Annotated in this window: 16 protein-coding genes; 7 read left to right on the forward strand and 9 right to left on the reverse strand. The window is 57.5% G+C overall.

From position 1 onward, the window contains the following. Positions 1-11: 11 nt before the first annotated feature. A complete protein-coding gene (locus tag ACR0CZ_RS05225) occupies positions 12-635 on the reverse strand; it encodes a LysE family translocator (protein WP_170392677.1) in 624 nt (207 codons plus the stop codon). 65 nt (positions 636-700) lie between these two features. Here ACR0CZ_RS05225 and ACR0CZ_RS05230 point away from each other — a divergent pair, with 65 nt between their 5' ends. Together ACR0CZ_RS05230 and ACR0CZ_RS05235 are read left to right on the forward strand one after the other, a co-directional pair. Further along, positions 701-1153 carry a MarR family winged helix-turn-helix transcriptional regulator gene (locus ACR0CZ_RS05230; RefSeq protein WP_170392676.1) on the forward strand — a complete coding sequence of 151 codons (453 nt, stop codon included), beginning with the start codon at positions 701-703 and terminating at the stop codon, positions 1151-1153. Between the two features lie 62 nt (positions 1154-1215). After that, positions 1216-2451: an adenylate/guanylate cyclase domain-containing protein gene (locus tag ACR0CZ_RS05235; RefSeq protein WP_170392675.1), complete on the forward strand. Its 1236-nt coding sequence runs from the start codon at positions 1216-1218 to the stop codon at positions 2449-2451. A gap of 56 nt (positions 2452-2507) precedes the next feature. Here ACR0CZ_RS05235 and ACR0CZ_RS05240 read toward each other — a convergent pair whose 3' ends face one another. Continuing rightward, positions 2508-3446, reverse strand: a complete 939-nt coding sequence (locus tag ACR0CZ_RS05240) for a hydrogen peroxide-inducible genes activator (RefSeq protein ID WP_255611813.1) — start codon at positions 3444-3446, stop codon at positions 2508-2510. Positions 3447-3568: 122 nt separating this feature from the next. Here ACR0CZ_RS05240 and ACR0CZ_RS05245 point away from each other — a divergent pair, with 122 nt between their 5' ends. Beyond that, positions 3569-4255 carry a GNAT family N-acetyltransferase gene (locus ACR0CZ_RS05245; protein ID WP_170392674.1) on the forward strand — a complete coding sequence of 229 codons (687 nt, stop codon included), beginning with the start codon at positions 3569-3571 and terminating at the stop codon, positions 4253-4255. Positions 4256-4301: 46 nt separating this feature from the next. Here the strand turns inward: ACR0CZ_RS05245 and ACR0CZ_RS05250 are convergent, their stop codons facing one another. After that, a complete protein-coding gene (locus ACR0CZ_RS05250) occupies positions 4302-5111 on the reverse strand; it encodes a division plane positioning ATPase MipZ (RefSeq protein ID WP_170392673.1) in 810 nt (269 codons plus the stop codon). A gap of 218 nt (positions 5112-5329) precedes the next feature. Here ACR0CZ_RS05250 and ACR0CZ_RS05255 point away from each other — a divergent pair, with 218 nt between their 5' ends. The 3 genes from ACR0CZ_RS05255 (at position 5330) to ACR0CZ_RS05265 (ending at position 8654) form a co-directional block, all read left to right on the forward strand. Further along, a complete protein-coding gene (locus ACR0CZ_RS05255; RefSeq protein WP_170392672.1) occupies positions 5330-6217 on the forward strand; it encodes an AEC family transporter in 888 nt (295 codons plus the stop codon). 118 nt (positions 6218-6335) lie between these two features. Beyond that, positions 6336-7925: an MFS transporter gene (locus ACR0CZ_RS05260; protein ID WP_170392671.1), complete on the forward strand. Its 1590-nt coding sequence runs from the start codon at positions 6336-6338 to the stop codon at positions 7923-7925. Between the two features lie 51 nt (positions 7926-7976). Then, positions 7977-8654 (forward strand): SOS response-associated peptidase, encoded by a 678-nt coding sequence (locus ACR0CZ_RS05265; RefSeq protein ID WP_170392670.1) that lies wholly within the window; start codon positions 7977-7979, stop codon positions 8652-8654. An 86-nt stretch (positions 8655-8740) separates the two neighbouring features. Here the strand turns inward: ACR0CZ_RS05265 and rpmE are convergent, their stop codons facing one another. Both rpmE and rplS read right to left on the reverse strand, forming a co-directional pair. Continuing rightward, complete coding sequence (rpmE, locus tag ACR0CZ_RS05270; RefSeq protein ID WP_170392669.1) at positions 8741-8962, reverse strand: 50S ribosomal protein L31; 222 nt, start codon at positions 8960-8962, stop codon at positions 8741-8743. 11 nt (positions 8963-8973) lie between these two features. After that, positions 8974-9357 (reverse strand): 50S ribosomal protein L19, encoded by a 384-nt coding sequence (gene rplS, locus ACR0CZ_RS05275; RefSeq protein ID WP_170328369.1) that lies wholly within the window; start codon positions 9355-9357, stop codon positions 8974-8976. 370 nt (positions 9358-9727) lie between these two features. On the opposite strand from rplS, the gene ACR0CZ_RS05280 reads away from it, so the two are divergent. Continuing rightward, positions 9728-10528 (forward strand): glycoside hydrolase family 25 protein, encoded by an 801-nt coding sequence (locus tag ACR0CZ_RS05280; protein ID WP_170392668.1) that lies wholly within the window; start codon positions 9728-9730, stop codon positions 10526-10528. Between the two features lie 2 nt (positions 10529-10530). Here the strand turns inward: ACR0CZ_RS05280 and trmD are convergent, their stop codons facing one another. The 4 genes from trmD to ACR0CZ_RS05300 are packed head-to-tail and all read right to left on the reverse strand — an operon-like array spanning position 10531 to position 12788. Continuing rightward, positions 10531-11334: a tRNA (guanosine(37)-N1)-methyltransferase TrmD gene (gene trmD / locus ACR0CZ_RS05285; RefSeq protein WP_170392667.1), complete on the reverse strand. Its 804-nt coding sequence runs from the start codon at positions 11332-11334 to the stop codon at positions 10531-10533. Next, the gene (locus tag ACR0CZ_RS05290; protein ID WP_170392666.1) at positions 11331-12146 is read right to left on the reverse strand and encodes a hypothetical protein; all 816 of its coding nucleotides are present in this window, start codon (positions 12144-12146) and stop codon (positions 11331-11333) included. Before ACR0CZ_RS05290 ends, trmD begins: the two co-directional genes overlap by 4 nt. After that, a complete protein-coding gene (gene rimM, locus ACR0CZ_RS05295) occupies positions 12146-12649 on the reverse strand; it encodes a ribosome maturation factor RimM (RefSeq protein ID WP_170392665.1) in 504 nt (167 codons plus the stop codon). Before rimM ends, ACR0CZ_RS05290 begins: the two co-directional genes overlap by 1 nt. Continuing rightward, positions 12642-12788, reverse strand: a complete 147-nt coding sequence (locus ACR0CZ_RS05300) for a hypothetical protein (RefSeq protein WP_170392664.1) — start codon at positions 12786-12788, stop codon at positions 12642-12644. The genes rimM and ACR0CZ_RS05300 overlap by 8 nt, the downstream gene beginning before the upstream one ends. Position 12789: the final 1 nt, after the last annotated feature.

Consider the following 12789-nt stretch of genomic DNA (forward strand, 5'->3'; position numbering starts at 1 on the left):
ATGTCTTTCGGTTACGAGGCGGCGCGCAGGGATTTGAAGCCCAGCAGGACTGCCGCCAATATCATGAAGCTGCCACCGATCCGGTCGAGCCAAAGCCTTGCCGGCCCCTGCAGGCGCCGGGCCAGCCAACTGGCAGTGGAGCCATAGGCCATCAGAAACAACCCGTCTATGATCAGATATGTGGCCGAGAGGATGGCGAATTGCGGCCAGAATGGCAGCGCGCCATCGATGAACAGCGGAAACAGAGCGGCGAAGAACACCACCGCCTTGGGATTCGCGGCAGAGGTGATGAAGCCCTGCATCCAGAGCGCCTTGCGGCTGGCACGTGGCGCATCGTTGGTTTCGGCAACGCGTGCCTTCACGATTTGCTTGACGCCGAGATAGACCAGATAGGCCACGCCCAACCACTTGATCACGGTAAAGGCGGTCCCGGACGTGGCGATCAGGGCAGCCAGACCCAGACCGGCGGCCAACATTTGAAAGAAATTGGCCGTCAAATCACCCGCAGCGGTAAAAAAACCTCGCCGCAGCCCATTGGTTGCCGAGTTCGACAGCATCAGCAACTGGCTTGGCCCCGGTGTGCTCATCAGCAGCAACACCGTCGCCACATAGGTGATCCAGATATCAAAACTCATCTCGTCTCCGGTGATCCTTCAACTTGTCACTTGTCGAATAATAGTTGATTTTGTAACTAACAAGGATGACCCAGCCTAAAAATGACCAAAAAGATGAGTTTGATTTGCGAAATTTCCTGCCGTTCCTGTTGAATCAGGCGGCCGAGGAAAGTTCGCTTGAGTTTCAGCGCGTTTACAAGGATCGCTACGGAATGCTGCGCACCGAATGGCGGGTGCTGTTTCATCTGGGCAATCATGGTGAGATGACCGCACGCGACATTGTTGAGCGTGCCAAAATCCACAAAACCAAGGTCAGCCGTGCGGTCAGCCGATTGCAACAGCGCCGATATTTGCAAAGGTTGCGGGATGAAAATGACCGGCGGGTTGAGCGGCTATCGCTGACCTCGGCTGGCCAGAAGGTTTATCGCGAGTTAAGCGGTATCGCGCAGGATTATGATCAGAAACTGGCATCGCGTTTCACCACGGGTGAGGCCGCTTTGCTGCGCATGATGCTGCGACGTCTGGCCGGAATGGATTAGGGTACTGGTAATCCGGTACAGCTGCCCCCAGATCAACGTCATAACGGACACAGGAACGACACATGACAGCGCCGGATTCCCCAACGGCAAAATCCCATGATCTGATAGATTGGTTGGTGACCCGCGGCCTGGAAGGGGCCGACAAACAAGAACTTCTGGACGGGTATTGCACCCGTTTAGTTGATCTTGGTGTGCCCTTGATGCGCTTTCATGCGGCGCAACCGGCCTTGCATCCCGTCTATGGCGGAACGGGCTATAGCTGGTACCGCAGCAAAGGAAGTAATCTGGAAACCTTCGAGTATTCCGAAGAGCCCAGTGAAGTTTGGACACAAAGTCCGCTGTATGCCGTATTGCACGAAGATATCGATGCTATCCGTGAACGGCTGGTCGATCAGAACGAACCCAGCCGTTTTCCCCTGCTAAACGAGTTGCGGGAAAACGGGGCCACGGACTATTACGCGACTGGCATCAGCTTTGATGTGCCGGCTCAACGCAACCCCTATGATGCGAAAGAGGCAATCGACGGCGTCTTGATGTCCTGGTCCAGCAATGCGCCGGAAGGATTCTGCGACGATGATCTGGATGTGATCAATACGGCGCTACCGCATCTGGGGCTGGCTCTGAAGTCAGCCTCGAACGCGCGGGTGTCGAAAGATTTGATGCGGGTTTATCTAGGGCGCGATGCCGGTCGTCGGGTCTTGTCCGGTGAAATCCGTCGCGGGTCACTGCAGCAGATCGATGCGGTGATCTGGAACTTCGATCTAGAAGGGTTCACCAGCCTGTCAGAAGAGATGCCAGGGATCGAAGTTATAGATATGCTGAATGACTACCTGGGTGTGGTGGTCGATGTTGTTCATCAATGCGAAGGCAACATCCTGAAGTTCATGGGCGACGGTGTCATGGCGATGTTTGATGTCGGCGAGATCGATGCCGATGCCCGCGCCGCGCTGGCTGCGGCGACCATGCTGCAAGAGCGTATGGCCGAATTGAACACTCAGCGGAGTTCACGGGGTCAACCGGTTTCGAACTATACGCTGGCATTGCACTCTGGTGAGATCCTCTATGGAAACATCGGCTCCGAAAGTCGGCTGGATTTCACCGTCATTGGTCCGGCGGTCAATCAGACGTCCAGAATTGCGGGGATGCATCGGTCACTGGGGCAGCGGATCCTGATTTCCGACGATGTAGCCCGCGCTGCCCATCCCTGCGATCAGGATCTGATCTCGGTCGGTCGCTATATGTTGCGGGGCGTGGCAGAGCCAAAAGAGTTGTTTACCATCTACAGAACGGCTGGCTAGGTCTGGCCATTGTACAGCTGCTTAATGCGGTAGCTTAAGGCCAGGGGTCAACACCACTATTTTTCAACGCTGACCAATCCAGAATAATCTGTCTTGGCAACGCTGCGAATGGCGTCTGAGATAAAGCTGAATGCGCGATGGTGGCCACTGGAGGCGCGCCAGACAAGGCCAATCGACCTATTCAGGCGGCCGGGCCTATAGGGCACAAGTGCCACGTCCCCGCCAAATTTGGGCACTTCGGACGCCACATAAAGTGATGGAAGGAATGAGATTCCGATATTCATAGCGGTCATCTGACGAATGGCATCCAAACTGGTGCCTTCATAGTCATACAGCAGATTTGCGCCGACCTCCTTGGTCAGGTTTTCGATCTGGCTGTGGAGGGTGAAGCGCCGCGACAGGACCAAAACGTTTTCCCCCTTTAGATCTTCGTCTTCTACGTATTCCTTTTTTGCCAGCGGATGGCTGAGGGCCACAGCCAGATGAAGAGGCTCTCGCAGTAATCGCTGAACAAAAACATCGGCCGATTTCACCGGCAGTTGCGTCAGAATAACGTCGTGCATTCCGCTCAGCAGTTCTTGCAGTAGTTCTGAGGGGGGGCCGTCACGCACGATCAATCTCAGATCCGGGTGGTTCTGATGCAAATGCAGAAAAACGCGCGGCAACAGATAGGGCCCCAGCGTTGGGGATGAGCCGAGGCGAAAACTTCCTGAAAGTTCGGATTTCATCCGATTGTGTGTTTCTTGCAGGGCCATCACATCAGATAGTATGCTTCGGGTTTGCTCAAGAATTTCTCGTCCTTCAGGCGTCAGCATCGCTCCGGCGCGGCCTCGTTCGACGAGGTTCAGACAAAGCACAGATTCCAAATTAGCAATCTGCAGGCTAAGAGAAGGCTGGCTAATGCCGATACGCTCGGCGGCTTTCCTGTAGTGGCCAGTGTCGGCCAGCGTACGGAAATAGGACAGTTGTTTCAATGTCAGCTGGATGTCGATCAATAGGTTTTTCCAATCAAATATTGTTGAATAATAGGCTATCCTATTTTGTTGGAATATCCAACAATTGGCGCAGTCTCTTGTTTCAGAGCACTTGGTGTTGGTGTGTTCGCTCGGAGGACGTCATGAACATTCAAAACAAATCTATTCGATCTGAACACTCCTGCGGGCATACGAGATCAGTTGATCTGCGCAGATTGAGGTCGCAGGGTGTTCTTTCCGAACGTGAAGTCAAATGGTGTCAGACGAACGGTGTCGAGGTCGCTTACGACCCGATTCAAATAGGCTGGGTCCCACTGGAATGTGAGGATGACATCCTGGGCACATTCGAGCGTCCGAATCCCCGGCCATTTCACTTCCGTGCATGGGATCTGAAGGACTCGGCAGTGTATGCGGCGATGCTTTCCTCTGAGCGCCTGTGGCGCTATCTGCCGGAGGTCTATCCAGGCCCAATCAGTGCGGACGATGCCGCCCAATTGATCGAACTGGGTTACGAAAATCATCATCAGGTGTTGGCCATCGAGAAAGATGGGCACGCAATCGGACAGGTTCGTATGCTAGAAAAGGGATCGGGCAGCGCCGAAGTCAGCTATTGGTTGGGTGAGACGCATTGGGGCAAGGGGTACGCCAGTTCGATCGTCGCACAGTACTGTGACGAATATTTGCGCCAACGCCCCAAGGTTTACCGGGTGATCGCGGTTGTGCACACAGACAATTTGGCATCTCAAGCTGTTCTCCGGAAATGTGCGTTTACCGACTCTGCGCGCGACGGAGAGTGGCTTACACTTGAGCGGCTACGTAGAGCATCTTAAGGCACTTGGATTTACTTTGGTTAGCTGTGCATACGCTGCCACGCGGCTAGAAATCGATCTCTACACCCGGCAAGCTCAGTTCCTTCATCATGTCGCGCAGTTCCTGGCGTGCGGCGATGTTGGAGATATTGAGCTGCTTGACCCCGATATCCTTGAGGTCCAGCAAAGTCAGTCCGCGCGGGAACAACTCGCGGAAAATCACTCGCTCGGAAAAGCCCGAGGCGACGCGGAAGCCGATGCGCTGTGACAGCATTTCGATCGCGCGTTGCATCTTTTCCTTGTTGACCATGCGCTGGGTCCCGACCCGGTTGCGCACCACCACCCAATCGATGGGTTTCAGCCCGGCCTGTGCACGCAATTGGCGCGCGTTCCAGACCATCTCGGAATAGACCGAGGGGCCAAGGATTTTCTCACCTTTGGAATCGATCCGCGCCAGCAGGTCAAAATCGATGAAACTGTCGTTCAGCGGTGTAATCAGCGTATCGGCCAGCGAATGTGCAACCTGGCTGAGTCGAGTGTGCGAACCGGGGCAGTCGATCAGGATGAAATCGCTATCGCTTTCCAGTTCGGCCACGGCGGCCGAAAGGCGGTGGTCATAGATGTTTTCACCGGGTTGCAGAGCGCTGGCGTCAATCTCGGGCAGGTCGTGGTGGCGTGGGCTGGGCAGAGACAGGTCTGAGCCGTTCAGGAAGTTCAAGCGGTTCTCGAAATACCGGCCCAGACTGCGCTGCCGCAGGTCAAGATCGAGTGTGCTGACCTTGTGCCCCAGCCGTGCCAATGCGGTGGCCACATGCATCGACACGGTTGATTTGCCTGCGCCGCCCTTTTCGTTCCCGACCACAATGATATGTGCCATGCCTGTATTCCCAAGTCCCGCCGTGTTTGCCTACACGTTGTTAGCAGCCACTATATGTTGTGTAGGCCGGGAAGGGAAGAACCTCGGGCCGTCTTGAGCGCTATTATCAAGCCTCAAATTGGAAAAGTGCTTGGTACTTGGGGGTTAGGGTAAATCCTTGCCAAACACACACCCCTGTTTCACTGTCCATTCTATGGATTTGTGATCGAGGGCAGCCATTGGATCATCTATTTCTGAACGTTTTGAACGTGGTTCTGCCTGTCCTGATTTGCGCTGGAATCGGTTACGCTCTGGCTGTGATCAGGGCCCCTTATGACAACAAGGTTATTGGCGGGATCGTCTCGCGGGTCGGGTATCCGACGCTAATAATCTCGCACCTTTCAACCACCCAGATTGCGGTCGGCACCTTTCTTGATGTCATGATGGCCGCCGCTTTGGCGATTGCAGGTTTTGGGCTGTTGGGGCTTGTCGCGCTCAAACTGATGCGGCTGCCGGTGCGGGCATTTCTGACGCCACTGATGCATGGCAATGTCGGCAATATCGGCCTGCCCATTACCCTTTTGGCGCTGGGCGATGCGGGAATGGCCTATACGATGGCATTTGTGGTGGTTGTGCTGATCAGTATCTTCACGATCGGCATGTGGATTCCGGCCGGAGAGTTCTCGCCCAAGAAACTGGCGACTTCGCCGATTATTTACGCGGTCGCACTGTCGCTGGTGTTGATGGCGACGGGCACCAGCCTGCCGCAACCGGTGGCCAAATCCTTTGATATTCTGGGTGGGCTCTCGATCCCGCTGATGTTGCTGACGCTGGGCCACACGCTGGCGACCCTGCGGATCAAAAGCCTTGGCCGAGCCGTTTTGCTGACAGCGCTGCACCTGCTGATGGCTGCGGTGATTGCCAGCGCGTTGGTCTGGAGCTTCGGCTTCACCGGGGCTGAGCGGGGCGCGGTGATCCTGTGCTGTTTGATGCCATCCTCTGTCGCGACCTATTTGTTTATCGATCAGCATGCGCCGGAATACGGACCCGATGTGGCCGGGTTCATTCTGATTTCGACTCTGTCCACGATCCTGGTGCTGCCATTGGCGCTGTCCTACTGGATCTAATAGGCGCTGGGCGCGCAGCGCGCTAAAAACAGTATCTATCAGCAAAAAACCGTTTAATAATAGGCACAACACGGTGCCCGAAGGGCCAGCGCGCTATTCCTGAACGGGGGACAGGCAGATGCCAAAAGACGTCACTGAGGACATATCCGGCGCGGGAGGGGCACGTCTGGTTCTGGTGATGACCGCGCTGTGCATGATGGTTGTTGGCTTCAACACAACCGCCGTTGCGACGATCCTGCCAAATCTGAAGGCCGAGTTCGATCTGTCGCCTTCCAGCCTGCAATGGGTGATGGCGATCTATACAGTGGTTAGCGCGACCCTCGTCACCATCGTCAGCCGACTTGGCGATATCACCGGCAAGATGGGCGTCTTCTTTGCCGGAATGATCGTGTTCGGTCTTGGCTCGGCCCTTGTATTGTTTTCGCAGGATGCAGCCATGTTGCTGGCAGGCCGCGGGGCCCAAGGTGCCGGGGCGGCAGCGCTGTTTGGCACCTCGCTTTCGCTGCTGACTGCCGCCACGCCCGAGGAACAACGGGCCAGCGTCACCGGTGCCTGGGGCGCGATCGTCGGGCTGGCAATTGGTGTTGGTCCGATCGTTGGCGGCGCGTTTGCGCATTACCTCAGCTGGCGGGGCGTGTTTGCCACCGATCTGGCGCTGCTGATCGTGGCCTTTGCGGTCGGGTTGCGGGTCAGCAAAGAGCATTACGTCCCCGACACCCGTCTTGCAGGCGCAAAGTTCGATCTTGCGGGTGCAGTCGCATTGGTCCTGCTGCTTGGCCCGCTATCCTTCGCGCTCAGCAACGGGGAAAGCCACGGATGGGCCACAAGATCGACCCTGATCCCGCTTGCCGTGTCGGCTGTAGCGGTGATTGCACTGATCATCACCTCGCGCCGCAGCGCGGACCCTCTGATCGAGCTGCGCTACTTCCGCCACCCCCGTTATTTCATGGCGGCGGCAGGGATGTTCATTACCGGCTTCGCGCTGTTCAGCTTTTTCGTCTATTTCAACGTCTTCGTGCAATCGCCAGATGCGTTTGGCCTGTCCGCTGTTGGGGCGGGGGTGGCGATCCTGCCGTTGAGCCTCAGTATGTTCGTCGTGTCCGTGGTGGCTCCGCGTTTTCTTGCACCTTACAGTTTTCGATGGCCGGTGATCCTGGGCATGGGGTTCATGACCTGTGGGTTCATGCTGTTGACGACAACGACGAACACAACCGGCATGGGTGCGATTTGGTGGAAGCTGGTGATTATCGGGATCGGGCTTGGCATCGGTTTTTCGTTATTGCCGCGTCTCGGGCTGCGCTTGTTGCCGGAAGAACATATGGGGCAGGGCTCGGGCGTAGTGAATGCGTTCCTTTATTTTGGGGCCACGCTTGGTGCGGTTGTCGGCGGGTTGGCTGAAGCGATCACCACCCGGCGCGGCCTGACCGAAGTGATCAACGCCTTGCCCACCGGGTCCGAGCAACGGGCTGATCTGGCCCATGCGTTGACACATGGCACTGCAAGTCAGGTGCAGCAGCTTATAGCGGCGCTTGATCCGACCACGGGCGAAGCGTTGGCGCGCGCCTTGCGAGATCTGCAGGATGATGCATTTAACAGTGCCATGCTTGTCGCCGCTATCGCTGCGCTTTTGGGGATGATCCTGGCTGCCGTAATGCTGCGAGGCCCCGTGCCTCCACCGCACAGCGCGGTTGATCTGACAAGGGACTGATCGTCGGTGGGGCCACTTGTGACCGGCACCCAATCGGCCTAGGTTTTCGCCATGTGTGGAAAATTTGCAGCCGGTCACCTGACGCAGCGGGAAATGCTGGCGATTACCGAGTATTTTCTCTACGGCAAGGTCTCGCCTGATCTGCCCGAACAGCTGCCTTCGGGCGGGTACAATGTGTCTCCGACCAATCGGGTTGGCATGGTCCGTTGGGACGGAGACCGGGCCGAGCTGGCGACGGCGCGCTGGCAGATCAAGGACCCGCGCAGCAAGAAGCCGATGATCAACTCGAAGATCGAAAATGTCAGCTTCTGGCAGGAGTACTGGAACAAGGGGCGCTGTCTTATTCCGGCGCTGGGCTATTACGAATGGCCCAAGGATCAGGGCCATAATTGCCCGGTCTACATTACGGTTCAGCGCAATGCCCCGGTGATGTTCTTTGCGGGGTTTTACCGAACGGATGATGGCAGCCATAGCTGTACGATCCTGACCCGGACACCCAGCCCGCAGATCGCGCATATTCACAGCCGAATGCCGGTGATCCTGACCCCGGATGAGATCGAAAACTGGCTATCAGGCGTCACGACCGCGCAAGAGGCGCAGCAGTCGTTGGGTGCGCAGTACGAAGGCCGGTTTGAATATCACACCGTCAAACCCATCAAGCGCGGAGCTGAGGGCGAAGATATGATTGAGCCTTACACGCCCCCGGTCCAGACCGGGTTTGATTTCTGAAACAGCCGCAAAGTGCAGTGGGGTAATTCCAAAACAAAAAAAGGCCGCCCAATTGGACGGCCTTTCGCATTTCAACCAGGTCGGGATTAGAAGCCCAGACCTTCGTATTTCTTCTTGAACTTCGACACGCGGCCGCCTGCGTCCATCAGGCGCGACGAACCACCGGTCCATGCGGGGTGCACGGAAGGGTCGATTTCCAGAGCCAACTGGTCGCCTTCGCTGCCCCAGGTGGATTTCATCTGAACCACAGAGCCATCGGTCATTTTGACGTTGATGACGTGATAATCGGGATGGATGTCTTTTTTCATCTTTCCGCTCCTTACGCCTCGGCGCCAGCCTTGGGCTTGTAGTTGGTGACTTCTGCGATACGCGCGGATTTACCACGGCGCGAGCGCAGGTAGTAAAGTTTGGCGCGACGAACGCGGCCACGGCGGACAACGGTGATGCTGTCGATATTGGTCGAATGCAGCGGGAACACACGCTCCACGCCTTCGCCAAACGAAATCTTGCGAACGGTGAACGAACCGGCGATGCCGCTGCCACCTTTGCGCGCGATGCAGACGCCTTCATAGTTCTGCACACGGGTACGCGACCCTTCGGTCACTTTAAAGCCGACACGGATGGTGTCACCGGCTTTGAAATCGGGGATGTCTTTCCCCAGGGCGGCAATCTGTTCCGCCTCAAGCTGTGCGATCAGGTCCATCGCAGTTACTCCTATCTGCTCGTGGTTGGTCCACGAAGTTTGGGCACGGCCTGAGAGCTCTTGGTCTTCACCGGGTCCTGCGCACAGCCCGCCAGAGGTCAGATCGAATGTTCCTTTTGGTCCGGTCCGCCCTGTCGCGCCGGTGCCGAAGAAAGCTGGGCGTCACGTCAGGATGCAAACCAAAACACCGGAGTCGCATAACGCCACACCGGATTGCGCTGCTTTACGGGCTTTGCGGGCGGGGATCAAGCCTTATTCTTGGTGAAACAGGTGAGTTTTTGCCACCCGTCAAATCCACCGTTGCCTTGTTCACCAGATCAGGCATTCTGGGATTAATTATAAGAGCAGATATTTGATACAGGATCATAAGATGCGCAAAGCACTTCTGCTGGCCGTTATGGCGCTTGCACTTGTCTCATGTGGTCGCCGCGGCCCGCAACCTCAGGCGGTTGAGCCGCAGGCCTTCGCGGACACGACCCCGCCTTCGATCATCTACCCCGCCTTTGGTGACGCTGACCCGCACCCGTGGGAGGGACGTCATCCCGGCCATTACCCGGTGCATGGGCTGGATGTCTCGCGTTGGCAGGGGCCGATTGATTGGCGCACCGCGCAGAAGAACGGTGTCAGCTTTGCCTTCATCAAAGCCACCGAGGGCGGAGATTTTACCGACCCGATGTTCGACGAGCACCGACGCGGCGCACAAGCTGCCGGAGTGCCGTGGGGGGCCTATCACTATTATTATTTCTGCCGTCCGGCCCATGAACAGGCGCGTTGGTTCATCCAGAACGTGCCCAAAGGGGCCGACCTGCCGCATGTGCTGGATATGGAATGGACGCCCCATTCCAAAACCTGCACCCTGCGCCCTGATGGCCGAACCGTTCGGGCCGAGGCGCAGCGGTTCCTTGATATTCTCGAGCGCCACTATGGCCGACGCCCGATTGTCTACACGACGGTGGATTTCTACGGCGACACCGATATCGGACGACTTCCCAAAACTGAGTTCTGGCTGCGCTCGGTCGCGGGCCACCCGCGCAACGTTTATCCAGGCTCGGTCTGGCGGTTCTGGCAATACACCGGCACCGGGCTGGTGCCGGGGGTTCAGGGTAAGGTGGACATCAACACCTTCAACGGCACGCCGGAAACCTGGGCGTTGTGGAAGGCAACCCGTTAGTCTTAGCCCTTATCTTCTGATTTTCGATAGGCGTCCCACAGATCCGGCCGCCGTTCGCGGGTGATCTGTTCCGACATTTCATGACGCCAATCCGCAATGCGTCCATGGTGGCCTGACATCAGGATCTCGGGGATCGGGCGGCCTTTCCAGTCGGCGGGGCGGGTGTATTGCGGATGCTCCAATAAGCCAGAGGAAAAGCTCTCCTCCTCGGCTGAGGCCTGGTTGCCCAGAACGCCCGGGATCAGCCGCACGGTGGCGTCGATCAGGGCCTGTGCGGCGATTTCACCCCCGGTCATGACAAAATCACCCAAGCTGATCTCTTGCACGCCGTAGTGCTCCAGCACGCGCTCATCGACGCCTTCGAAACGACCACATAACAGGGTCATGCCATCGCAGCGAGCCAGGTTTTGCATCATTTTCTGATCCATCCGACGCCCACGCGGGCTGAGGTAGATCAACGGCCAGTTGCCCCGGATGCCCGCCATCGTATGCTCAATGGCCTCACCCAGCACATCGGCACGCAGCACCATGCCCGCACCGCCGCCCGCCGGGGTGTCATCCACATTGCGGTGCTTGCCGATCCCGAATTGGCGCAAATCCACAGTTTCCAACTGCCATAGCCCTTCTTGCAGGGCCTTGCCGGTCAGGCTTTCGCCTAGAACACCGGGGAAGGCAGATGGGAACAACGTGATAATCTTGGCCTTCCACACCCCGTGCAGATCGGGCGTCGGCGTCATCAACTCGCGCGGCTTCAACGTTGGACGGATGGCTTTGCGGCCATGGGACTTTCCGGGTTTATCTGTCATCTCGAGCCGATCAGATCATTTTGGGCGCTTTGAACCAAAGCGGTCTTTTGATCGATCAGCGCAGCATCGTCCAGATCGGATCGGTTCATTTCCAGCATCTGCTGCAAGACATCCTCGGGCAGGCGTGGGTTTGATCGGGTCGGGCCTACCAATTCGGCGGCTTTGTCCGCAGGCAGGTCAAGGAATTCAGCAAAAGTGCTTCCAAGCCCATGTCGCTGGCCCTGCAGGTCTTCCAGCCATTCGGTGCGGACCGAGACCGAGGGCAAACGGTCGCGCACAGCCGCCGCAGCAACCTGAGGCGACGGCACCGGTTCAAGTCTTGCGCGGAAAGCCTCAAAATCCTGAATTAGGCGCGAGCGTTGAAGATCATGTGCCCACAGGCTGCGCAGCCAGCTTCCGCGTTGGCGCAAGGAGTAGTAGATCGTGATATGCACCTCTTCCCCGGCAAACCGGTCGCGGATCAGGCCGACAAGGCACGAGGCAAGCTCGGGCGCGGCCTCATAGCCCACCGCGACATTGCGGCTGGGGCGCAGGCCCGAGAAGTTTTCTTCACTCAGAACCAGCCCGCGTTTCTGGCCGAATTCCAGCGAATTCAGAAAGTGCCGCATCTGATCCTTGAAATCGCTCATCGCGCCGGGGGTGCCGTAGACGGAATAGCGTGTGGCTGCTTCGGACAAGCCGGTTTTGCGGGTCCGATAGGGCAGGACCAACGCATGGTGCGGCCAGATCAGTGAGCGGTTTTCGAACAGAAAGGACTGTGCCGCCGTCGTCCCGGTCTTGTGCAGACCCAGATGCAGCAACACGCGGCGCATTACAGCAGGCCCTCGGGCGGATCAGCGATGATGCGGCCCTTGTCCAGATCAACGGTCGGAACGGATTCGAGTGTAAACGGCAGCAGCACGGTGGCCTTTAAGCCCGGACCGTGCAGTTCCAACAGATCCGCCGCGCCGTGATTTTGAACCGATTTCACCCGACCCAGCAGGGTGCCGCCGGTGTCATAAACCTCAAGCCCGATAAGGTCGGTGTGGTAAAACTCATCATCCGGCAGCGACGGCAATTGATCGCGCCGCGCGTAAAGGCGCAGGCCATTCAGCGCATCCGCCGCTTCCTTCGTCTCAATGCCACCCAGCCGGGCGGCAAAGCCGTTCTTGATCGCGCGGGTCAGGACTACGGGATAGCGCTCTTTACCTTCTTCGTCTGTCAGCGGCGAATAGCCTTCGATATCCTCGGGGACGGCACAGAAACTTTTCAGCCGCACCTCGCCGCGCACCCCATACGAGCCCGCGATGCTGCCTACGCAGATCAGATCACTCATTTCGACCATCCGTCACACATAGCCCGTCCCGCCATTGTCCGATCACCTCGCACGCCTCGCGCTGGTTCGAGCGTTCGAAGAATACGCCCACAATAAATGCGATCGCCAGCAGGATGGGAAGACGTAACAATCCGAACATG

It is taken from the genome of Ruegeria sp. H9 (assembly GCF_056532915.1).